Annotated in this window: 17 protein-coding genes; 6 read left to right on the forward strand and 11 right to left on the reverse strand. The window is 59.1% G+C overall.

Features of this window, described 5'->3' with window-relative positions; translation table 11 throughout:
- Nucleotides 1–15: 15 nt before the first annotated feature.
- The 4 genes from VO84_RS06655 to VO84_RS06670 form a co-directional block, all read right to left on the reverse strand.
- Entirely contained in the window at nucleotides 16–666 is a 651-nt protein-coding gene (locus tag VO84_RS06655) for a hypothetical protein (RefSeq protein ID WP_058186695.1), read from the reverse strand.
- Between the two features lie 102 nt (nucleotides 667–768).
- Nucleotides 769–1,215, reverse strand: a complete 447-nt coding sequence (locus VO84_RS06660; protein WP_058186697.1) for an Hsp20/alpha crystallin family protein — start codon at nucleotides 1,213–1,215, stop codon at nucleotides 769–771.
- Nucleotides 1,216–1,849: 634 nt separating this feature from the next.
- Nucleotides 1,850–2,608, reverse strand: coding sequence for a BON domain-containing protein (locus VO84_RS06665; protein ID WP_058186699.1), 759 nt, complete (start codon nucleotides 2,606–2,608; stop codon nucleotides 1,850–1,852).
- A 162-nt stretch (nucleotides 2,609–2,770) separates the two neighbouring features.
- Nucleotides 2,771–4,261, reverse strand: a complete 1,491-nt coding sequence (locus VO84_RS06670; protein WP_058188620.1) for an FAD-dependent monooxygenase — start codon at nucleotides 4,259–4,261, stop codon at nucleotides 2,771–2,773.
- Nucleotides 4,262–4,526: 265 nt separating this feature from the next.
- Here VO84_RS06670 and VO84_RS06675 point away from each other — a divergent pair, with 265 nt between their 5' ends.
- A complete protein-coding gene (locus VO84_RS06675) occupies nucleotides 4,527–5,324 on the forward strand; it encodes a bestrophin-like domain (protein ID WP_058186701.1) in 798 nt (265 codons plus the stop codon).
- On the opposite strand, the gene VO84_RS06680 is transcribed toward VO84_RS06675, so the two are convergent.
- Nucleotides 5,257–6,978, reverse strand: a complete 1,722-nt coding sequence (locus VO84_RS06680) for a mechanosensitive ion channel family protein (RefSeq protein WP_082661786.1) — start codon at nucleotides 6,976–6,978, stop codon at nucleotides 5,257–5,259. The genes VO84_RS06675 and VO84_RS06680 overlap by 68 nt on opposite strands.
- A gap of 60 nt (nucleotides 6,979–7,038) precedes the next feature.
- A complete protein-coding gene (locus VO84_RS06685) occupies nucleotides 7,039–8,640 on the reverse strand; it encodes a Na+/H+ antiporter (protein ID WP_058186705.1) in 1,602 nt (533 codons plus the stop codon).
- Between the two features lie 74 nt (nucleotides 8,641–8,714).
- Between VO84_RS06685 and VO84_RS06690 the strand changes: the two genes are divergently transcribed.
- The 4 genes from VO84_RS06690 (at nucleotide 8,715) to VO84_RS06705 (ending at nucleotide 12,073) form a co-directional block, all read left to right on the forward strand.
- On the forward strand, nucleotides 8,715–9,149 hold the full coding sequence (locus tag VO84_RS06690; protein ID WP_082662034.1) for a dUTP diphosphatase: 435 nt from the start codon (nucleotides 8,715–8,717) through the stop codon (nucleotides 9,147–9,149).
- Nucleotides 9,150–9,176: 27 nt separating this feature from the next.
- Nucleotides 9,177–9,458, forward strand: coding sequence for a helix-turn-helix domain-containing protein (locus VO84_RS06695; protein WP_058186709.1), 282 nt, complete (start codon nucleotides 9,177–9,179; stop codon nucleotides 9,456–9,458).
- 135 nt (nucleotides 9,459–9,593) lie between these two features.
- Entirely contained in the window at nucleotides 9,594–10,820 is a 1,227-nt protein-coding gene (locus VO84_RS06700; protein WP_058186711.1) for an ABC transporter permease, read from the forward strand.
- Nucleotides 10,817–12,073, forward strand: a complete 1,257-nt coding sequence (locus tag VO84_RS06705) for an ABC transporter permease (protein ID WP_058186713.1) — start codon at nucleotides 10,817–10,819, stop codon at nucleotides 12,071–12,073. Before VO84_RS06700 ends, VO84_RS06705 begins: the two co-directional genes overlap by 4 nt.
- A 75-nt stretch (nucleotides 12,074–12,148) precedes the next feature.
- On the opposite strand, the gene ampH is transcribed toward VO84_RS06705, so the two are convergent.
- The 5 genes from ampH to VO84_RS06730 all read right to left on the reverse strand — a co-directional run bounded on the left by ampH (nucleotide 12,149) and on the right by VO84_RS06730 (nucleotide 19,631).
- Nucleotides 12,149–13,414, reverse strand: coding sequence for a D-alanyl-D-alanine-carboxypeptidase/endopeptidase AmpH (gene ampH / locus VO84_RS06710; protein WP_058186715.1), 1,266 nt, complete (start codon nucleotides 13,412–13,414; stop codon nucleotides 12,149–12,151).
- Between the two features lie 42 nt (nucleotides 13,415–13,456).
- Nucleotides 13,457–13,984, reverse strand: coding sequence for a hypothetical protein (locus tag VO84_RS06715; RefSeq protein WP_231737815.1), 528 nt, complete (start codon nucleotides 13,982–13,984; stop codon nucleotides 13,457–13,459).
- Entirely contained in the window at nucleotides 13,981–14,631 is a 651-nt protein-coding gene (locus VO84_RS06720) for a response regulator (RefSeq protein ID WP_058186717.1), read from the reverse strand. The genes VO84_RS06715 and VO84_RS06720 overlap by 4 nt, the downstream gene beginning before the upstream one ends.
- Nucleotides 14,628–17,531, reverse strand: coding sequence for a sensor histidine kinase (locus tag VO84_RS06725; RefSeq protein WP_058186718.1), 2,904 nt, complete (start codon nucleotides 17,529–17,531; stop codon nucleotides 14,628–14,630). The genes VO84_RS06720 and VO84_RS06725 overlap by 4 nt, the downstream gene beginning before the upstream one ends.
- 339 nt (nucleotides 17,532–17,870) lie before the next feature.
- Complete coding sequence (locus tag VO84_RS06730; RefSeq protein WP_058186720.1) at nucleotides 17,871–19,631, reverse strand: VWA domain-containing protein; 1,761 nt, start codon at nucleotides 19,629–19,631, stop codon at nucleotides 17,871–17,873.
- Between the two features lie 257 nt (nucleotides 19,632–19,888).
- Between VO84_RS06730 and VO84_RS06735 the strand changes: the two genes are divergently transcribed.
- Entirely contained in the window at nucleotides 19,889–22,624 is a 2,736-nt protein-coding gene (locus VO84_RS06735) for a bifunctional YncE family protein/alkaline phosphatase family protein (protein ID WP_058186722.1), read from the forward strand.
- The last annotated feature ends 283 nt before the right edge of the window (nucleotides 22,625–22,907 follow it).

Raw genomic sequence — 22,907 nt, forward strand, 5'->3', positions numbered from 1 at the left:
GTCAGAGATCAGGGATCAATGGCCGGTATCGCTACCCGAACACAGATCTTGGTAACGAAGTACAGGTAGATCGTCAGCTTCGCGAACGCCCAACTCTCTTCGTGCCGAGATGATTATCGCGTTGTGCAGTTTTGCAAGTTGCAACCGGGCTTCGGAATCGTATTGAACCGTTCCTTTTTGAATTCCGACCAGCAAATTGTTGGCGTATTGAAGATAGTCCGAGGTCGCTCTCGATAGCGCTCCATGTATTGCGAGGTCTGCGACAGTATGCGCTCTCTGGTAGGCAGAACCGCAATCTACTGATTCTTTGAGAGCCTTAGCCCTCATGCCCTTGAGATACAGACTTGCATCCTCGGTAAGGACTCCAGTTGGAGTCATAAATGCGTCGCCGAACCTGTTCACCGCCATGTCAAAGTCAGCCAGAGCTCGGATCACATCGAAAACAACATCACGCTTCAATTCCCATTGTTTTTGCCTGTCCCAAATGTCGTCGGAGATCTTGGCCTTGATCTCTTCTTGCGCCCTTGTGATTTGAGCAATGTCCTCTTTTGTCGCAAGGTTCTCGCCTTTTTGCTTGAGGTATGCGCCGAAGTAGCCGCCGATGCCGGCGGCAATTAGAGAAATTGCGGGCACTCCCAAATACGAAACCAAGGATAAGTCGAACATACCGTGCAAGACCCCCGAACCGATGCGCTCTTCATAAATCTACAGCCGGGAGAGACGGACGCGCTCCCCCGGCCGAGCTTACTGATCAACTGATCACTAGTCTTACGCCGCCAGCGATTTGCCCACGTTCACCTTGATCTGCTTCGGCTGGGCCTCGGGCTTCTTCTTGAGCTCCAGCTTGAGCACACCGGCATTGTACTTCGCGTCGACATTCTCCGCGTCCACACTGGTGGGCAAGGTAAACGAGCGATGGAAGCTGCCATAGCGGCGCTCGATGCGCTGGAAGTTTTCTTCCTTCTCCTCTTTCTCGAAGCTGCGCTTGCCCTTGACGGTGAGGGTGTTTTTTTCCACGCGCACGTCCAGGTCCTTCTCTTCGACGCCTGGGACTTCGAGCTTGAGGACGACCTTTTCGGCATCCTCATAGATATCGACAGCGGGCACGAAACCGGCAGTCAACGCTGCGCCCTGGTCAAAACCGCGGAAGAGCGGCTTGAAGCGGCTTTCGAGAGTGAAGACTTCGCGATAGGGATCCCAACGATTGATGGCCATGATGTGTTCTCCAGATGGATTAAGTGGGCTGGGAAGGTTTCTCACCAGCCTTCATAACATCTGATGAAACTATAGCACTAGAGATTCATAAAACATGAGCGCAATACGCTCATGTTTTGAAAAAATTCACTCCTGGGATTGCGAATCTGTAAGGGAAATCGGTTCACTGAAATTCTATCTGGTTATTTATCAGACGCTTAGACTACTACTAGCTTACAGATTTACAGAATTACAGATTCTGTATCGAGCGAAAATCATGCTTTTTCTGATTTTAGTCCGGCATAAAGTATTTATTTTAAAACACTTACTTCCATTTTTGCGCATAAAAAAGGGTGCGAAAATGCGGTCAAAATGCGGTGAAAACGGCACTTTTGCGCTCCAATTCATGCTGAAATGCTGTCGAAGACCATTTTGCCGCAGGAAAATACGAAGGCCCGGTCATGGATGACCGGGCCTTTTTCACTTCAAAAGAGTATGGCACAGATGCAGGTAATTTTATGCAAACTATCTTTGCAAAAGAGGATTGGACCGCCGCTGCGTCTCCCAGGGTTAGAAACTCCGCCAAAAATACATCGGGCCTACCGGCGAGTAGCGCGGCAGGCCCGGATGCGTTACGCCTCTGAGAGGCACTGACTTACTTCTTCTCAGACGGCTGATTGGCGACCTGGAGCTCATTGTCGACGCTGAAGACGCCGGGGACGGTGTTGGCGCGGATGCCGGCAGCATTCTTGTCCGCCTGGCTGTCCACGACGCCGTAGAGGGTGACGTGGCCGCCGGAGACCTGGATGCGAATCGTCTTGGCCGGGTCAATGGCGTACTTGTTCAGCATGGGGAAGCCATAGACGGAGCGAAACGTGGCTTGCCGGATACGGTCGTCCATGGGCGAGGGCGGATTGACTGTGATGTTGTCGATCACGTCCTTGACGCCCTTGGTGTTCTCCACAAGACCCACTGCCGAGGCAGCGTCTGTGGGACCGTAGGCGTAACCGCCCAATGTGACTACGCCATTCTGCACTCCGACTGAGATGGAGTTGAAGGCTGTAGTGCCGTAGCCCACGCGATCCCAGGAGACGGCCTTGACGAGCTTGTCTTGAAGCTGCGCGTCAGGAATATCTTCGCCGCCGACCTGAATCTCGTTGCGGACGCCCTGAATGCCTTTGACGTGGGTGGCTTTCTTATCAGCTCTGGACTTGGCATCGTACAAGTCGACGCTGCCGGTCAGTGTTGCCATGCCGTTTTGCACGGAAACCTGCACACCCTTGAAGCTTGAGTTGCTGAGAGCCTTCTGCACGGAGGCCTGAAGGTCAGCGTCGCTCTGCTGCGCGAAAGCGGCTGGAACGGAGAGAACCGCGGTCAAAACTGCCGCGTAAAAGAATCGAGAGAAAAGCTTCATTTTTGCAATCTCCTTACTGTTAACTTCGATGCTGTTTTCAGCGAAAAGGCTGTCTCGGGCGCTCCAAATGCGGCCGCGCTCCACTATAGCAAAACACGCAATTTTAAGCGAAGTTTTGTGAACGCAGGGTAATAACGGCAGCGGGTCTGTGAAGGCAGGGCGTTACATTGCCGCGGCCGGTCCGCACCAAGTGGTCAAAGCATCGCCGAGCCCCTGCTGGGTCCCGTCCCCCACCCATGCCACGTACCCGTCGGGCCGAATCAAAACGGCCGTCGGAAGAGTGACCTCCCCGAATGCCGGAAGTTCTAAGGCGCCCTCGTGCCTGGCGTCTATCAACTTGACCCGGCTTGCCCATCGCGCGATGTCGATGCCGCCTGGCTCACCGAGGTTGAGCAGTACCGGGCGGGCATCGTGCAGCAAAGTGAAGACCCGCAGCGGACCTTCGCTACCGACCAGATCGAGGTCAGGCATGCGGCGTCCGAGCAGCGGATGCCCGTTGCCGAAGTCATAGTGGATGTCCAGACCAGACGTCATCGCCACGTATTGTTTGCGGCTTTCGTCCTTTTGCAGCAGCTCGGACATCATTTCGCGCAAAGCCTCGATACGATCGTCGCTGTTATCGAGCGCGGTCAGCGCCATCGTGTTGCGCAATACGCGGGCGCCGACCGGATGCCGCTCGGCATGGTACGTATCGAGGAGGCTTTCCGGCGATGTCCCCGAGACCACCTGCGCTAGCTTCCACCCCAGATTGACTGCATCCTGGACCCCGAGGTTGAGTCCCTGCCCACCTTTTGGAGAATGCACGTGCGCTGCGTCGCCGGCCAGGAGCACGCGTCCCGTTCGATAGCAAGCTGCTTGCCGGGTCATATCCGTAAACCGGGAGATATAGCTGGCAGTGCGAAGGCCATAATCCGTCCCATAGACAGCGACAAGCGCCTCCCGAACGTCGAGTACGGTCGGCTTACCGTTTTGGCCGACGTGCTGTTCCGTCAACACGACGCGCGCCCCATTGCCGTCGTCTCCACCCGGCTCGAGTTTGACGATAGCGTTGATGCCTCTTTCATTCCGGTGCATGCCCCACTTTGGCTCCTGGGCTGTCGCGATCTCGGCAATCAAGTAGCTGGTGGATGGATCCCACCCTGGGAAATCGATACCAGCTTTCTTGCGGATCAGGCTGCGGCCACCGTCGCACCCGACGAGATATTCTGCTCGCATCGACCGGCCGTCGGAGAGCTCGATGTCGACGCCGCTGTCGCTCTGTGTGAAATCCGCCACCTCGCGTCCGCGATAGATGGGTACATTCATCTCGCCGACCCAGTCGGCCAGGATGCGCTCGGTGTGGCTCTGCCAGAGTGCGAGAAAGTAGCTGTGGCGAGTCGGGAGGTCGCTGCTGTCGAGAGTGGTGCCCGCGAACGGCACGCGGCGAATCATCTGTCCTTGCGAAATGAAGCGATCGGCGATTCCCCGCTGATCAAGCACCTCGATGGTGCGCGTGTGCAGCCCGCCTGCGCGCAAGCCGTCAAGATCCTGACCTTCGCGCCGCTCGACAATGGCGACGTCGACGCCGGCCAGGGCCAACTCACCCGCTAACATCAAACCCGTCGGACCTCCTCCCGCAATCACTACCGCGTGTCCTGTCATCGCACCTCCCATTTCCGTAGCTTCTTTGCTCCAGTTGGCGATAATGCGGCATGATCCGGGGCTTCCCGCAAGCTCCCTGGTGAGCGATACACTGTAGATGGGGGAAGCGAAATTCTCCTTCGTTTGTCCGGTTTGGCTGGGCAATCCCCTCACGAAGCACCGGCGCGGCGCCCGCTGCATTGTCGGTTTCCGCTTTCAGGCCAATGGGCTCAGACACCCTTGTTTGTAGATGTGGTTTGTGGCGGCAAATTCCTCCAGAAATAGATGAACACCGGATATGCTCATTGCTACGGGAGCTCACATGGGCAAGCTGGCGGATTATGAGTACCTTACCTTTGCCGTAACGCTGGTCGTTCTGTGGCTCGCGGTGGAGGCAGGCGCGTGGATTGCACGGCGGGCGGAACCGGCGAGGAAATTCGAGCGCGGATCCCTGGGACAGGTTACAGGTGCAAGTATCACGATCCTGGCGCTGATTATCGGCTTCAGCTTCTCAGCCGCAATGGACCGGTATAACCAGCGCAAGAACTGCGAAGAAGAAGAGGCCAGCGCCATCAGCTCAGAGTATTCGCTGGCGGGGCTGCTGCCGGAGGCCGATGCGGCGCAAGTGCGCGCGCTGCTGGGTCGCTACATTCAGTTGCGTATTGCATTCCATGAAACGGACGACCGGATGGAGCGAGCCTCGATCCGCGCCGAGCGGCTGAAGCTGGAAAGCGAGCTTTGGCCGATTGTGGAACGCAATGCCGGTACCAGGCCAACCCCGGTCATGGCGCAGGTAGTGGCGGGCCTGAATGCGGTGACCAGCCGATCGGGCTACTCGCAGGCTGCTGCACTGGACCGCATTCCCGATGGGACGTGGACTCTGATGGCAATGCTGGCCGTGATCTGCTGCTTGCTGATGGGCTACGGCGCGCCGGGACGGCAGTCGCTTGTGCTGCGCCTGGTGCTGCCGCTGATGGTGGCGCTGGCCTTCTTCATGATCTCGTCACTCGATGCGCAGCGGCGAGGCGTTATCCGCGTGCTTCCGGAGAACCTGCTGCGGCTGCAGGAGGACTTGAAGGCTGGGCAGAGGCAGTAGCCGGAACTGCGCCGACGATTTTGGTGACCTGCGTGGGCAGAGAAAACTCTGCGCCTGCGGACTCGACGACGCCGAGGATTTTGAGGAGCAGGGCCTCCTGCGCCTCGTAGAAGCGGACGGGGTTTTCGGCAAAGATGTAGGCGGAGATTTCGATATCGTCTGAGAACGACCGGATAGCAATGAAGTTGACGCGGGCGGTGGGGGTTTCGACGCCGGGGTCATCTTCGAAAAGTCTGCGAATGCCGCCGAGGACGGCTTGCATCTGTGCGGCGGTGGTGTCATAACGCAGCGTGAGTACGTGGTAGAAGCGATATTTGTCGCGCAGGGTAAAGTTCTCCACGTTCATGATGGAGAGCTGGCCGTTGGGGATAGTCACAATGGTGCGCTCGGGGGTGCGGATGCGCGTGGAGCGCAAACCGATGTCGAGGACATTGCCTTCAACGAGGCCGATTTTGCACTGATCGCCGATGCGGATGGGGCGATCCGAGATGATCATGATGCCGCCAAAGAGGTTTTCAAGGGTCTTCTGCGCGGCAAAGGCGACGGCCAGGCCACCGATGCCGAGGCCGGTGAGCACGGCAGTGAGATTGATGCCGCGCATATCAAGCAGCACAAGCGCGCCAATGATTACCGCGCCGATCTGTGAAAGGCGACCGATGAGACCAGCAAGGGCGATCTTGTCGGTGGACTGAAGGCGCTTGAGCCTGGCCACATAGAGTTGTGTGAAGCCACCGATGATGCGCGTGAAGAACCAGGTGACGCCGATGACGATGACGACGAGACCGACGTTACGCCATATGGCGCGAGAGAGCACTGAAGGCAGATAAGTCCCGAAGATAAACAGGACAATACCGATGAGAAGCAGGCGAAGCGGTGGGTGGATGCTTTGCACATGCTCGGCGACCTTATCGCCTGCGACGCGCCTAGCAAACTTCATGAAGATGGGGTGAAAGAGCTTATTGAGCCAGGAAGCAATGAACAGAACAAGGGGGATGGCGGCGATCAGGACAAGCCATCGCCAGATGGGGACGGTCAGGAAACGAGCCTGCAGCCATCCAGGGAGCTTCTGTTCCGTCGGCGAGAGATCGGTAAGGTTGTCATGGGCGTCGGGAATCTGCGCTAGGGTGGCGGCGGAGAAAAGCCAGACGGGAGGCTCATCGCCCAGTTTGACGCGGGTCAGCCGGATGGGAAGGTTGCCGGTGGCGGCGGATGTGGAGCCTACATGCTCCTCGTTTAGCTTTTCGGGATTGGCCTGACTTCCCTCGGGCTTGCGGCTGAGCCTGGCCAGGTCAATCGAGGCATCGCGATCGAGAACTTCTTTGAGCTGTTGGGCAAGTTTGCGGGCCAGCTGGCCATGCTGCCTGGTGTCGAGATATTGCACGGCGGTGTCGTAGTCGTCGCTGGAGGCTGCCTTGATGAAACCGAGCACGGTGCCGCGTGGCGTGGAGCGGCCGAAGGGGTCGTCGTTGCTCTGCTCATGCACGGCGGGCGCCGCGGCTTGCGACGGAACACTTAAGCCGGGAATGACAGGTGAGACCGGAGCTTTGGCGGTTCCGGGCGCGGCCGGGACCTGCGCCGAAGCAATCTGGGCGAGCAGTAGCACCGGAAGCAGGGCCGGAAACATCCAGCGCGTGATGAAAGAGGATAGCCGCATTGTGCGTCAGTGTAGCGGAAAGCAGGCAACAGGGAATAGGGATCAGCGAACAGAGAAGACTTAGTCTTCGCTGCCGTAGGCGGTGAGGCGCGATTCACTCAGATCCAGTTCTCGCTCGATTCTGCGCAGTACGGCGTCATTGATGCGGCCTTCATTGCGCAGGCCGATGGCAGTGTCACGCTCGATGCGCAGGGTTTCCAGAGAGAGCTCGGTGTAGTCGACGTGCTTTTTCGTAGCCTCCTGATTGTCTAGGTCGAGGCTCGCCAGATGGTTCTGGTAGTGGTCGATGAGATCGTCATAGAGATCCTCATTGCGTATGTTGTCGCGCTCGCGCGCCCCGGTGAGATGGGTGAGCGCAGCGCCTGCTACGATGCGGCGGGCCTCCAGTTCCTCGCAGTTCGGCCCATCTGTGCCGGACAGACCGAGCCAGCGGACAAGCGGAGGCAGGGTAAGCCCCTGTAGCACCAGCGTGACGAAAATAACGCAGAAAGTGAGCAGCACAATGGCATTGCGGTAAGGGAAGGGCGAGCCGTCCATGAGCACGATCGGCAGGGCAAGTGCGCCGGCCAGGGAGATGACGCCACGCATACCGGTCCAGCCCACCACGAAGACCTCTCGTGGACGGGGAGGGGGCAGGCGGCGATTGAGCACGCGCGTATTGAACCAGAAGGCGAGGTGCGAGCCGGGAAGGACCCACGCCAGCCGCAAGGCAATCAGGATAAGGCTGAAGAGAGCGCCGTCGAGAATGATTTTCCCAAGGCCGTACTCATGGATTGAGCCGCGAATCTGCGGGAACTGCAACCCGATGAGGACGAAGACCACGCCGTTGAGGATGAAGGTGAGCGATTCCCAGACGGACCAGAGCTTGAGCCGCGTGGCAGGCGAGAGGAACGTTGCCGATTTGACGCTTAAATAAAGCCCCGCGGTGACGACGGCAAGAACACCTGAGGCATGAAGCTCTTCTGCCGCGAGATAGATCACATAGGGGGCAAGAATGCTGAGGGTGATCTCGATGGTGGCGTCTTCCAGGCGCCGCTCGATCTGCTCAATGACCCAGCCAATGGCGAGACCTACAAGGATGCCGCCGACGGTGAGCCAGAGAAGCTTCAGCAGGCCTTCCGAGACGGTGGGAATGCGTTCCTGGACGATGATTTGGCGGGCGAACTCGAGAGCAAGCAGGCCGGTAGCATCGTTGATCAGGCTCTCGCCTTCAAGGATGTCCACGATGCGCTCCGGCAGGCCGATGCGGCGCGCAATGGCGCTGGCGGCGATAGCGTCCGTGGGCGCAACAACCGCGCCGAGGAGCATGCCGAGACGCCAGTCGAAGCCGGGAAAGACGAAGGGCGCGAGCAGGCCGACGCCGGCGACGGTAAAGACGACCAGGCCGAAGGCAAGAAGCAGGATGGTGACAAGATTGGCCTTGAAGTCGCGCCAGGAGGTGTTCCATGCCGAGGAATAGAGCAGCGGCGGCAGGAAGATGAGGAAGACCAGGTCCGGGTTGAGCTCAATATGTGGAATGCCGGGCACGAAGCTGAGCGCCAGGCCGCCCAGGACCATGACGATGGGATACGGGGTGGAAAGCTTGCGCGCAAAGATGCCGAAGATCACGACAAAGCACAGCAGCAGAAGAAAGGCTATCTCTACGGCATGAATCTCGCTCATGGGTGTGCTCCGGTTAGGCGGTACTTTCCTTGCTTGTGAGCATAGCTGAAAGCTGCTCCGGTATCATCAACTTCATGCTTCGAGTAAAACGTCTGGATGAGGGCGCCCAGCTGCCAGTGGTGGCGCACCCGGGAGAAGACCTGGGCTACGATGTCTTTGCGCTGGAAGGCGTAACACTTGCTCCGCACGCCACAGTGCGCGTCCGCACGGGGATTGCCGTAGAGGCCAGACACCCGGAAACCGGCGCGGCGCTGGGGCTGCTGGTGCGGGACCGGTCTTCCATGGCCTCTCGGGGAATTGCCGCGACCGGCGGGGTGATTGACGCCGGATATCGCGGGGAAATCCAGATTCTGCTGACAAACCTCGGCCTGGCTGACGTTGAGCTGAAGGCAGGGGAAAAGATCGCGCAGATGATTCCGGTTCCGGTGCTGACAGGGGTGGTTGAGGAAACGGAAGCGCTGGAAGCCTCGTCGCGGGCGGAAAAAGGGTTCGGAAGCTCGGGGCGGTAAAACTGCGCGCATGAAGGGAGATCGCGCATGAAAAAGAAGAACATTGGATCCACGTTTGATAGCTGGCTTCGGGAAGAAGGCATCTACGAAGAGGTAAGCGCGAATGCCATCAAGCGCGTCGTAGCTCGGCAGATTGCATCCGCAATGGACCAAAAAGGGCTGACTAAAGCCGAAATGGCCCGGCGGATGAATACCAGCAGAGCTTCTCTCGACCGGCTTCTTGACCCTGAGAACAATTCCATCACTTTGACCACACTGCACAAGGCGGCGAGTGTTGTTGGCAGGGAAATTCGTCTGGAACTCGTTTAACGCAATTTCCCCCGGGATGGCAACCATTTTGGAACCAAACACCCCAAAAGGCCGTATCCTGATTGAGACGATTCTTTTCAGCTGCAATCAAGCCAGGCGCGTGCGCACCCGGCGGAGAGTTCCAGAGAGCGAACGATGCAATGGATTGAAGCATTTCGACTGGCAATGCAATCGCTGTGGGCCAACAAGCTGCGCTCGATTCTGACGCTGCTTGGGGTCATCATCGGCGTCGCGTCGGTAATTACCGTTGTCACGCTGACCAATGGCGCAAAGCAGTTTGTCACCTCCAAGCTGAACACTTACGGCGCGGCGACAGTCACCGTAAACAAGATGCCTGACAACTTCATGACCATGGAAGAGTACCTGGAATTCCAGAAGCGCAAGGACGTGCTCTACGACGATTACAGGGCGATTCTTGAGGAATGCTCGCTCTGTGCATCGGTGGGCGCGCAGCGTACCTCCGTGGGCAAGGTTGTATACGGCAAGGAGAGCACGACGGACACGTCGATTCGCGGCTGGACGTGGACGATGCCCGCGATCTCGAACCAGAACATTACGGTAGGCCGCATTTTTACGCAGTCTGAAGACGAGCATGCTGCGCATGTAGCCATTGTGGGCGCGGATATTGTGGACAACATGCTCGGTGCGGGCGATCCGCTTGGCAAGGAGATTCGCGTGGACGGCTCGCCATACACGGTGATCGGCGTGGGCGAGGCGCAGGGCAAGATGTTCGGCAGCAGCATGGATAACTGGGTAGCGGTTCCGCTGACGGCTTATCTGCATGAGTACGGCACGCATGCCACCATGACTGTCTATGTGGATGCGGGTGGGGGCGGTTCGGTCATGGACAACGTGATGGATCAGCTCCGAACGATCATGCGCACGCAGCGGCACCTGGCTCCGGGGACAAAAGACGCTTTCACGATTGACACGAGTTCGACGTTCCAGGATCTGCTGGGCAATATTCTGAACAACTTTGGCGCAGTCGTAGCGGCAATCGCATCCATCTCACTGGTGGTAGGCGGCATTGTGATCATGAACATCATGCTGGTGGCCGTTACGGAGCGCACACGCGAGATTGGCGTGCGCAAAGCGCTGGGCGCCAAGCGTAACGACATTCTGCGGCAGTTCCTGATCGAGTCATCGATGCTTTCCGCTATGGGGGGAATCATGGGGATTCTTCTAGGCATTGCCGTGGCCAAGGGAATCACATTGGCGATTTCCTTCCCGTCGTCAGTTGAGTTGTGGTCAGTCATCCTGAGCCTTTTTGTGGCGACGGCCGTGGGCCTGTTCTTCGGCATTTATCCGGCTTACAAGGCAGCCCAGCTCGACCCGATTACCGCGCTGAGGGCAGAGTTATGAAATTTGCTGATACTCAGGAGTCCATCAAGCTGGCCTTTGACACGCTGCGCAAGAACAAGCTGCGCTCGGGGCTGACCATTCTCGGCATCAGTATCGGCATCTGTACTGTGATTCTGATTTCATCGGCCATTAACGGGCTGAATACAAATATCGACGACTTTGTAAAGCGGCTGGGCACCAATGCGCTTTGGGTCTTCCACTTTGAGCCGTTCGGCCAGCGGCCCACCACGGAAGAGCTCAATCGCAAGAGGCTTACGTATGACGACGCGATAGCCATCCGCAGCCTGCCTTACGTAGCGGCAGTGGATCCTGAGCTGACGGACCAGAACTTTCAAACTGGTCTGGGAGGACTCTCAGTCAAGGCTGGATCGCACCGCATCTCCAACACGATTGTCTCCGGCGTTACCTCGCAGATCACCGAGGTCAATGACATCAAGCTGACGGAAGGCCGCATCTTCACGGATTCTGAAGAAGAGCGCGCTGCAAAGGTTGCCGTACTGGGCCACGACGCGGCTGGGGATCTCTTCCCCGACAAGTCAGCCATTGGCCAGGATGTGGATGTGCATGGAACCATCTATACCGTGATCGGTGTGCTGGACAAGCAGCCACAGCCTTTTGGCAGCGGCCGCAACCAGCAGGACAACTCCGTCTATCTGCCGCTTGAAACCTTCCGCCAGATTCATCCAGAGGTCAAGGACTACTGGCTGGTGGTGAAGTACGACGACCCCAAGCATAAGGACGCTGTCATTGAAGAAGTGCGCGAGCTGCTGCGCGTGCGCCGCGGCCTGCGCGTGCAGCAGGACGACAACTTCGCCATCTTTGGCCCCGACTCTCTGAGCCGGCTGTGGAACTCGCTGACGGGATCGCTGTTCCTGTTCATGATTGCCGTATCGAGCGTAGGCCTGATGGTGGGCGGCGTGGGCGTGATGAACATCATGCTTGTCTCTGTCACGGAGCGCACGCGAGAGATCGGCATCCGCAAGGCAATTGGCGCGACGAAGAAAAATATTCTCCTGCAGTTCACCCTGGAAGCAGTGGCGCTGTGCGCCGTGGGAGGCATTATCGGCATCCTGGCGGGCGCACTGTTCACGCTGATCCTGCACTTTGCGGTGCCGTTCCTGCATGCGGCGCTCTCAACCACCTGGGTTGTGGTTGCCTTCTGCGTGTCGGCGCTGATCGGACTGGTCTTCGGCATCTATCCCGCATGGAAGGCGGCAAGCCTGGACCCTATTGAGGCTCTGCGGTACGAGTAAGCAGGGAGATCGAAAACAAAAGGCGTAATCCGCGAGCGCGGGTTGCGCCTTTTCTATTGCTTATAGGTTTTCTGACTACTGCTTCTTCTGACTGTGCGCGTGCACATGCTTGTGCGCTACGCCGTGGGCCGGCCTGGGCGGCGGAGGCGGTAGCGGCGGCAGACCGGAGACGGTAAGCAGAAGATTGTTGGCGGCGTAGAAGAGATTGACGTGCTGGACGGGCGCGCCTTGCCCGGGTGTTGCAGGTTTAGGCTGGGCGGGCTTGGACCGGTTTGGTTTGGGTCTGCTGGGACCATCCGTGGCGGCAAAGAAGATGGCCGCGTTGCGCGCATGGTTGATCGCGATATAGGTTACAAAACCGGCGCCGCCGCCGGTCTTTTCGACGATGTGCGAAGGGCTGCTGGGTGGCAGCAGATGCATCCATCCCAGGCCAAGGCCGGTTGGTTCACCTGCGCGATCGAGTCCCTGCTGACGGACAAGGTTCGACGCCTGGATATAGACGCCTTGGGCCGCGGGATCCTGTGCGGGCGCGCCTGTTCCGAGCAAGTATTTCAGCCAGATTTCCATATCGCTCGCTGTGGAGTAGAGGCCGGAGCTGCCCGCGGATTCTTCGGTAGAGGTGCACGGGCCGTCGTCACGCGAGCCGCTGTGGAGCAGACGATTGCATTGAGCCGCAGTTGGGAAATAAGTAGTGTTGTACATGCGGAGCGGCTTGAGCGTGCGCGCGGTAAGCAGGGCCGCATACTGCTGGTGAGCGGCGGACTGCAAGGCATCGCCCAGAAAATCGTACGCGACATTGGAATAAAGAGCGGCGGTGCCGGGAGTGGCGCTGAGATGCTGATCTGGCAGCCAGCGCCAGCGCGTAGCGTAATCCGGAAATGTAAAGTGCGGCGTGTTGCGGGGAGCGCCGCTGACCTCGCGCGGCAGACCGGAAGTATGAGTGGCAAGGTCAGAGAGCATGATGGCTCTTACGCGCTTGGGTACGATCGTATGCGGCGGAGCAAAACGCTGCAGCGGGTCCGTGAGCTTCACAGTTTTGCCGGCAACCAGCTTGGTGAGAAGATCTGCCGTGAAGATTTTCGTGAGCGAGCAGATCCGCACCACTGAATCCCGCGTGGGGATCTGGTGAGAGCCGGGAGCGGTTTCACCGTATCCGTGAAAGAAGACCTGGTTGTCATGGACGATGACGAGAACCAGGCCGGTGGCGCCGGAGTCCCGAAAGAGCTCGTCGCCGAGTGTGGTCATGGTTTGCGGATCGTAGAGCGGCGCGGGAACCTGCGCGAAGACAGGTACAAACGAAAAGACAAGCAGCGGGGTCAGAATTTTGAAGAAAGATTTCATGCGTGCTGAAAATAGATTAAAGCTTTCACTGCTCCTGGATCCTTACTGCCCCTGGATTTCGTAGGGAACGGCAAAGCGGCCGATCTGGATGATGGAGTGCTCCGACGGCGGCCAGATGTGCAGGCTTTCTACAGCCTGCGTTCCGGTCATGTGCTTGGCTTCCGCCGTACCCACCAGCACTCCTGTCTCCGCAACGTGAAAATGCACACTGAGCGCCTCGCCGGAATCATCCCGCGTCCAGCCGAATGCGTACTCGCCGGGCTTGAGCGTCACGCCGCCAATTTTGATGGGTGCCTGTACAACGAGGTAATGCGAGTACTTCCCTTCCGCGGAATAACCCGCAGTGAGCAACACCACCCCGGCGATAAAGCGTCCGTGAGAGTCCACAATGCCAGTGGCAGTGCGCATCTCGGTTTCAATGTGTTCCTTCTCCACCGTGGCGCGCGCGGGCAGAAGCGATGCAAGCTCGGATTCCGAGGCCTGCCGCCAGCCGCCGTGCTGCGCGGAGACGCCAACGCTCAGCGATACAAGAAGCAGGGCCGCCGGAATCCATCGTCGGAAAAATATCACTGGCGCTGCCTCGGCAGGGATTCGAGCGGAATAATGCCGCGTTGAATGGCAGCCGTGGCCGCCTGCGTGCGGTCGCTTACACCGAGCTTCGAGAGCAGACTGTTGATGTGAGTCTTCACGGTGGCCTCAGAGATCAGCAACTCCACCGCAATCTCCTTGTTGCTCTTGCCGTGCACAATCTGTTCGAGCACATCGAACTCGCGCTGGGTGAGCTCTTCCGTGCCCACGCGTTCGGCAAGCCGCTGCGCCACGGCAGGAGGAATATGCTGCCTGCCCGCGTGCACTGTGCGAATGGCGGCAATGAGTTCTTCGCTGGTCATGCCTTTGAGCAGATAGGAGCGCGCGCCGGCCTGCAGAGCGCGATAGATGTCCTCGTCGCCGTCGTATGTGGTGAGCACGATGAAGCGCGCGCCGGGCGACTCCATGCGAATGCGTTCGATGACGTCAACGCCGGAGAGCCGCGGCAGGCGCAGGTCAATGAGCGTAATGGCCGGCTGATGCTTGCGGAACTGCGTGATGGCCTCAACACCGTCGGCGGCCTGGCCGACAACCTCAAGTCCATCGGCAACGCTGAGCAGCGCCACAAGGCCCTGGCGCACCACGTGGTGATCTTCTACGACTAAAACTCGAATGGGTTCCGCTGTCATGACTTCTCCTTCGCATCCCTGGGCACATCCATAAGCGCGTCCTTCCGCACCGGAATTCGCAAGCGAACCGCGGTGCCTTCACCCGGCGAGCTCTCAACCTCCAGCACACCGCCAATGCCTTCGGCGCGCTCGCGCATGCCGGTCAATCCATAGTGCCCCGGAGGCGACTCGACGCGCCCGTCTGCCACCGGCGGCACAAAGCCCTGCCCATCGTCGCGCACTTCAAGCGCCGCTTCGCCGGGGATGTAATCCAGCCGCACCCACAGATGCGGCGCGCGAGCATGGCTCTTTCCATTATGGATGGCTTCCTGCGCGATGCGGAGAATCTCCTGCTCGGTGGCCGTGTCGAAAGCGCGATATGCGCCGTGAATATTGAAGCGCGCATCCAGCCCGTTGCCGCTTGCCTGCTCCACGATGCGCCGCAGACGCACGGGCAGCGTAGTCTCGCCGGCATCCTGCGAGCGCAGCGCCCAGATGGACTGGCGCGCATCGGCAAGGCCCTCCCGCACGGTTTCGCGCGTGGAATCAAGCTGCGTCTGCGCGGCGTCAAGACGATTACGGCGCAGCAGCTCGCTGAGCACCTCAAGCTGAACGCTGACGCCGACGTATCCCTGCGCCAGGGTGTCATGAATCTCGCGCGCAATGCGGCTGCGCTCAGCAAGAACTGCGCCAAACTCGCGCTCCGCGCGGCGCAGGCGATACCGCAGCGCGAGAATGATGAGCAGAATGAGCGCGAGACCGAGCAGAACGTAGAACCAGATGGTTTGATAGAAACGCGGACGCAGCTCAAAACGCAGCGCAGCGCCAGTCGTGTTCCATACGCCGTCATTGTTGGCGGCCTGCACGCGAAAGGTGTATGTGCCGGGCGGAATGTTGGTGTAATATGCGGTGCGGCGCGAGCCGGCATCCGTCCATGCCTTGTCAAAGCCCTCCAGCATATAGCGGTAGCGTACTTTTTGCGGAGCCGTAAAACTCATGGCCGCGTAGTCGAACTCGAAATGGACTCTTCCCGACTCCACACTCAACAAAGAGTCTGCCGCGTGCAACGCTTGGTCCGCGTCATCAATCGTGAAGCGCTCAATACTCACAGGCGGCGGCACTGTATTGACGGGAAAATGCGCGGGATCAACCGCAATGAGGCCCTTCGGCGTAGCGAACCAGAGTCTCCCATCGGCAGAGCGCCATGCAGCCGGATGCCCGTTGGTAGACATTCCGCGGCTGCGGAGCCCATCCGCAATCCCGAACTCGATCCAGTTGGGGCAGGCATTCGTGCTGAGTCCAGCCGCATCGCAGCGCGCGATGCCATTGCCTGTGGCGAACCAGAGATGCCCCACGCCATCATCGAGAATGGCATGAATGGCAGCGTGATCCGAACCTCCCTGCACGGGATGGAAACCTCGCTTGTCCCAGAGATTCCATCCGCGGTCCTCGGTGCCGATGAGCAGAGTGCCATCACCACGTGGATGCAGAGCCGTGATCACGTTGCTTGAAAGTCCGTCTGCCGTGGTGTAGTTCGTGATCTTTCCGCCGCTCAGGCGCGAGAGCCCGGCAAGCGTGGCAATCCAAAGATCGCCGTGCGTGTCACGAGCGAGCGCACCGACAAGATCGTTGCCGAGACCATCAGCGTGCGTAAAGGTTTTGCGGCGCACAACGGTACGCCCATCCGGCGAGAAGTTCCAGTGCGCCAGCCCGTGCCGCGTGCCAACCCACAGCGAGCCGTCGCGATCCACAAGCAGCGAGCGAATGAAATCATCCGGCAGGCCATCTGCTGAAGTGAACGAGTCCACCGCGCTGCCGCGAACGCGGTTCAGGCCATCCGGCGTGCCCACCCACAGCGCAGGAATGTCGTCAGGGCCACGTGCCGGAGCGAGCGAAAGAATCACCTTGCTGAGCAGCACATCGGGCACAACATAGGATGTGGCGAGGCCGGCGCTGTTGCCCCAGTCTTCTTTTGTGATCCGCAGCGCATTCAGGCCCCCGCCGTTGGTGCCGATCCATAGCTTGCCCGCGCCGTCTTCTACAAGAGCGGTTGTCTCGTCCGAGCTCAGGCCCTCGGGCGCGCCGATGCTCAGGAATCGCTGATCGCGCAGCACATGCAGGCCACTGGTTTCCGTGCCAATCCAGATGTTGCCTTCGCGGTCTTCAAACAAGCTAACGATGGAGGCGCTTGCCAGCGGATCCGTGACCGGCAGCTTGTCGACTTTAAATTCAGGCTTGCCGTCTACGATGCGTGCGAGGCCACGATTCGTGCCGATCCAGAGCGCGCCTTCGCGGTCCGCAAGCAACGTCTGAATGCGTGAGCCGGGAAGCTCAATATCGGTGGAGAATTGCGCAACCTTGTGTCCGTTGCGCAAAAGTTCAAGCCTGCCGAGACTTGCACTGGCAAATTCCCCGTTGGACAGCAAAACAGTGAGGTTTGCGGCATCCTCTACGACCGGCATATCTTCCATGGGCGGCAGTATCTTGCCGCCGCGAATGCCCACCGTGCCGGCCACAGTTTCAATGATGGCCATATCATTTCCAGACATCACAAGCCCGTGGATTGCATTTGCGGGCAGTCCATTGGCGGTGGTGTAGACAGTGACCGTGCCATGATCCAGCCGCGCCAGCCCGTCGGCAGTACCAATCCACAGCGCGCCATCCGAGGCAGCCAGCAGGCAGCGAACATCGTTGTCCGGCAGAGCAGGCTTTGAGGCGCGATCAAAGACAGCGAACTGCACGCCGTCAAAGCGGACCAGGCCGGCCTCCGTGCCCAGCCATAGATAGCCATCCGACGTCTGCGCAATAGCATGAACCGTATTTTGCGGCAGGCCGTTTTCCATGGCCCAGCTCTGGCGGTTCATGCTGCTGAGCGGAGTAGCGGGAACCAACGCGCATGCAGCCGCGGCCAGCAGGAACATGACAGCACAGAGCGAAGCGCAAAGACGCAGGATGGGCCACAGCGAATCAGCTCGGAACGAATTGGTCCGGAAATGGCTCAATGTGCTGCCACAAGGGTATCGCTTTGACACCCGATTGGGGCGTGCCATTGCGAATAACTCCTTGTATTTACGCGCTGATTTCGCGTTTGCAAGGTCAACCTTTGGGTGGACCCTGGCCTCACTCGTGCGGCCCATGACGCCGTTCAGGACAGGGGCTAATCTTGGGTTGTCTCCTGAAAGCCTCACACACATTTGGTGAGTCTTATTTTGGGCGGCAGCCTCAGTGCTGCCGCCCTTTCATTTTGCTGAGACGACTCCTCAGTTCTTCTCCGCGATCTGCTTCTCCGGCTTGAGCGGCAGCGTGGCTTCCAATACACCAGTGCGGTTGGTGGTCATGTCGCGCACGGCAACGCGGATATACGTGGCGCTCTCGGGAACTTCAAGCTCCTGTTCGGCGCGGAAAATCGCTCCCTGCTTCTTTCCATTTGCATCTGTGGTTGTGCCGGCGCCGGCGGGAGTGCCCTGGTTCAACACGCAGTTCAACGTCGATCCCTCTTTGTTAAATGCCGATACTGCAAACTCAATGGTGGGCGCTGTGCCGGGAACGGACTCGATGCGCCGAAGCTCGGGATCGATGACGCCATAATCGATGCGGTATCTCTGCAGATGAACAGCAGGCGGCGGCCTAAGCGGCTTGCTGGTGGGCTTGCGCGTGCGGAAGAACGCGGGCGAGTCCTGCAGCGCCAGCATCTCGGCATCTGAGGCCATGTGCAATTTGCCCACAGTCGAGAGATGCGCGCTGAAGAGCAGATCATGCACCATGGGCGCGCCGTGCTCCATGTTCGCATAGAGCGTGTCCGCAGCCTTGGCCTTCAGGAACCGCTCCTGCACAACATCTTTCTTGTGCAGCGTGTCCAGGTCCTTGTCATCATCGGCCACAGCGTAATAGAGCGTACGATAGGTGATCTTTAAATCGGAATGATTGCCCACAAGCTTTACCTGGATATGACGCGCGTCGCCGTTGAAGTCCTTCTCCGGCGCATAGGTCAGCGTGTAGTAGCTCTCTCCATGCACTACAGCCTTGTCGATCAATTCACTGGTGTGATTGTCGCTATAGTAAGCGCGGCCTCCGGTGGACTGGGCAATCATATCCATCTGGTCAAACTTCACGAGATTTCCTGTCGAGCCACCCAGATCAACAGGATAGAGAGCGACCTGGCTCTTCATCATGTTCGAGTAAGTAGTCTTCATGGTGTCCGCCAGCAGACCGGAAAGGTCAAGCATCTGTGGCCCGCCTCCGCCGGCGCTGGAGTTGGCAGGCGCGCCGCCTTGCGCCATCACATTGGACCCCACCAGCGAGGGCGAAACAGGAATAGGAAACTCCGACGATAGCCAGATCAGATTCTTGCGCCCCGGAATGCCGCTCATGTACTCAGCAATCCAGTTCAGGTTGCCCAGGGCGGAGCGCGCGTCCCACCGTCCGTAGTTGTTGCCCGAGGTGAAAACCTGCGGCACATGCGGCCCGGGCCCATTGCCCAGAAGTGCCTGTTTGATCAGATCGTGGTCCGTAGTAAAGCCCTGCAGGATATGCATCCGGTCCGTATTCACAATCAGCATCATCCGCGTGTCTGGCTGCGCGTTGTCCACAAAACTGAACAGCTGCTTGTGAAAGCTCATCTGCTCCTCCGGCGTCGTGTTTACAACGTCGTAGTACAGGATGTAGAGCGGGCCGCGCTCTGGCGTATCCGGAATATTGACAAAGGTATTGGCAGGCAGTGTGGGCAGCTTGGGCGGAGTGTAGGTGGGTCCGGAGCTATCCGTGACGTCGAAGGACTTGATTGCCTGCACCTCGCCGCCTTCTTTCACCTCAAAGTCCGCCGCGGTAAGCCCCTTCACCGGATTGCCCTGCTTATCGAGCACGACAACGTCAACGGGAATACGCCGCACTTCGAGGCGCAGAATAGGCTCCTGCTCGGCCGCGCCGGAGGAAGCCGGCGCAGGCGCGGTCTGAGAGAGGATAGGCAGTGCTGATACTGCAAGAAGAACCGAGGCAACGGTGATTGCTGCTCTTGAACGCATTCACAACTCCTAATTGGTCAAACCCGGAATGGGTCAATCCCGGATGAAAGGCCTGCTATATGCCCGACGTTTGGACTGGATGTTTGGACTCATTCCCGGGCCAGACTCCGGGATCGACAAAGCACGATTTTTGAGGCTTTCTTCCGTGCTCGCATTTTAGTATGAACCCCATGGAACGAAAGAGGTTGCGGAGAATGCTGCAATCCTTTACACAACTGAAATATGCGGGGGGTACGCCACGGTGGATACTGAATCCAATGTTTTCATCCCCGGTTTACCGTTACCTTTTCATCGCTTCGATTGCAGCAGCCGCGCTGACGTCCGTAATCGCACCGGCTCAGACTGCCACTGCTGTTCTTCCCAACGGACGCGAGATTCGCCCGGCGGGCAAGTGGATTCAGCTCGCACCGTACCCGTTTGCGCTGGCCGTGCGGCCAGATGGCGGCCAGATTGCGATTCCCTCGATCGGGTTTCCGTTTGCGCTGAACGTGGTGGATGCGCCGCAGTCCGCGAGCCTCACTGCCATGCGGATGCCAAAGGGCGAAAACAACAAGCCGGAGATTGAGGTCCATGCGGGGCTTGCCTACTCGCCGGATGGAAAGCTGCTGTACGTGGCCACGGGCGATTCGGGTAAAGTCGCCGTCTATCGCACGGCCAATTGGACCAAGGCCGGAGAACTCTCGCTGGACGGGACAATCGGGAACAAAGCCTACAAAAACAGCTTCGCGGCCACGCTTGTAGCTTCTGCGGACGGAAAGACGCTCTTTGTTCTCGATCAGGGAAACTGGCGCGTAGTGATTCTGAGCGTCGCAGGCGAGGATGGCGCGCGGCTTGCGCGGATTACATCCGTTCCCACAGGCCGCTATCCGTATGCGCTGGCGCTGTCTCCAGATGGCAAGCGGCTTTATGTGACCAACACCGGGCTCTTCGAGTACACATCGATCAAAAATTCAGATGGAAGTCCGCGCGATGCGCAGCATGATCCCGGTCTGCGCTTTCCGCCCTTTGGATACCCCTCGAAAGCCGCGCGCGAAGGCACAACGGTGGAAGGCAAGAAGGTTCCAGGTCTCGGCGATGAGAACTCCGCCGAAGGCAGCTCTCTGTGGACTTACGAGATCAGCAATCCGGCCAGCCCGGCGATTACGGCGAAGCTGCGCCTGGGCACGAAGATTACCGAAGAACGCGGCGCGACAATCGGCGGAGCAGCGCCAACCGGCTTGGCAGCCGATGCAACAGCGGTGTATGTAGCGCTGGCGCACCAGGACGCGGTGGCAAAGGTCAGCATAGACGGCAAAACGCTTCTCGCGCAGACCGAGCTGTCGCCGTTTACCGCGCCTGAGTTCAAGGATGGCAATGGCCGTCCACTGCGCGGCGTGATGCCGAGCGGCATTGCCGTCCAGGGTGGCCGCGTGTATGTGGCTGAGTCCGGCATCAACGCGGTCGGCGTTCTCGCGCCGGCGGATCCCGACGCGGCCAATCCGGATGAAACGAATCTCCGCGTGATCGAGCACATACCCGTCGGCTGGAACCCTTCAGCCCTCGCCTTTTCGCCGGACGGAAAATTCCTCTACGTGACCAACGCGAAGGGCAAAGGCGCGGGGCCAAATGGCGGCAAAAACTACGATTTGTTTTTGCCGACATATGTTGGCTCGCTCGACTACGGCAGTCTTTCGATTCTTGAACTAAGCGCACTGCCCGGCGCGGAGTCCCTGACCAAGACCGTTCTCGACGCAAACCTGGTTGCATCCCGCGAGCGCGCGCAGCTTCCGCATCTCAAGCATTGCTTCCTGATTGTGCGCGAGAACCGCACCTACGATGAAGTCCTCGGCGACGTTGCCGGCGCTAACGGAGACCCCAGCATCGCGCGCTTTGGCATGGACGGCTGGACGGCGGAGAACAGGCAGGTGCGGCATCTCAAGGTCACGCCGAACCTGCACGCGATTGCCGCGCGATTTGCCATCAGCGACAACTTCTACGTGGATTCCGATGTCTCGGCCGACGGGCATCGCTGGGTCATGGGCGCGAACCCGACGCCGTTCTTCAACACGGCATGGAGCTCCGGTTACGGCGACCGGCGCAAAGGCGGCGGCGAGGAGCCAGGACGACGCGCGATCTTTGGCGGCGCGGATTCCCCCATGCCGGAAGATGAACCGCAGTTCGGCACCCTCTGGGAGCACATCGCTAACTCCTACAAATCCGGCAAGGGCATTTTGAACTACGGCGAGAGCCTTGAAGTCGAAGGCGGCGACGAGCGTGACGGAACCTTCCCCGAAGGCCAGCGGCTCTATCTCAACGCTCCGATTCCGCGCCCGGTCTTTGAGGCAACCGACCGCAATTTCCCCACCTTCAACCTCGGCATTCCCGACCAGCTTCGCTTTGAGGAGTTCAAGAAAGATTTCTCCGCGCGCCTCGCCAAAAACGAAATCCCCGCACTGATCGTGATCCGGCTTCCCAATGACCACACCACGCGCGCCCGTCCTGAGGATGGCTACCCGTATCGCGCCTCCTACGTGGCGGACAACGACCTGGCGCTCGGCAAGATTGTGGAGTATCTCTCCACCACATCCATCTGGCGCGACTCGGCACTCTTTGTGACCGAAGACGACGCGCAGGACGGCATAGACCACGTGGATGCCCATCGCAGCATTCTGGGCATTGCCAGCCCGTGGCTCAAGCCCGGCTCCATTTCGCATTCCCATACGGATTTCGGCTCCATCACGCGCACCATGGACGGACTTCTCGGGCTTGGCCCCATGAATCTTGAAGACGCGCTGGCCGGCTCCATGACCGGCATCTTCGATAGCGTGCCGCACATGGAGCCGTTTTCCGCTGTCGCCTCCGATCCGCGGATCTTTGTCCCGGCGAACGCCAAAATCGCCAAGCCAAAGACCAAGCGCGAAGCAGCCGAGCTGCTGGATATGGACGATGCGGATGAGATCAGCAAACACCTGAATCGCACCCGGTCCACTCTTCGCAAGCCGGATAACGACTGAGGGCGTATTATTCCAAGTCATGGAAGCCCGGTTACGGAAACGTAGCCTGGGAATCGTTTTTATAACGCCGGGATTTGCACAGAAATGGCAGGGATATGGCTGCCCCCCGGTGTTGCGGGCCTGCGTTCACACGCCGCTCACGTGGAATTCATGTCGTCGTAATCAACTTTCATTACGCTGATTCCAGTTCATCAGGCTCATTCTGATCCAACTGCACTACTCCTACACTCCCTTCCACAGGGATATCTAAACGTTGCGTATCGGCCTGGCTTCGTTTCCCCAG

The sequence above is a fragment of the Occallatibacter gabretensis genome, from assembly GCF_001449115.1.
Classification (GTDB): Bacteria; Acidobacteriota; Terriglobia; order Terriglobales; family Acidobacteriaceae; genus Telmatobacter; species Telmatobacter gabretensis.